The sequence below is a fragment of the Pseudomonas sp. ICMP 8385 genome (assembly GCF_002699915.1).
Classification (GTDB): domain Bacteria; phylum Pseudomonadota; class Gammaproteobacteria; order Pseudomonadales; family Pseudomonadaceae; genus Aquipseudomonas; species Aquipseudomonas gessardii.
The window spans coordinates 1-313 of the sequence record NZ_LKBY01000042.1 but is presented as its reverse complement, the minus strand read 5'-3'; the positions used below and the strand labels follow the sequence as shown (position 1 = coordinate 313).

The following is a 313-nucleotide window of genomic DNA, read 5'->3' as shown; positions in this document are numbered from 1 at the left end:
GCCATGGCCAACTCACGGTCCGAGAGTTGGCTGTTATCGGCGCCTTTCAGGCCTTCGAGCTTGCCTTCGACCACCAGCACTTGCAGATGCCCTTTGGACAAATCCTGCTGCGGCAAGTAGGCACGGCTGGTGACCATACCCTTGTCGATGTAGTGGTCGGTGACGGCCTTGAGCAGTTGATTGAGCTGGGAGACGCCCAGGCACTGGTCGATATAAGGTTTGATCAAACGCTCGCGATCAGCGGCAGACAAGCTATCAGCGCCTTTGAGCTCGATGGTCTTGATCGGGAAGCAACGACTGTCCACCGGGGCGG

The 313-nt window shown here is 58.1% G+C and carries 1 protein-coding gene; it reads right to left on the bottom strand.

The features are described from left to right. A partial coding sequence (locus AO268_RS06195; RefSeq protein WP_141562781.1) for a POTRA domain-containing protein occupies window positions 1-313 on the bottom strand: 313 nt, incomplete at both ends.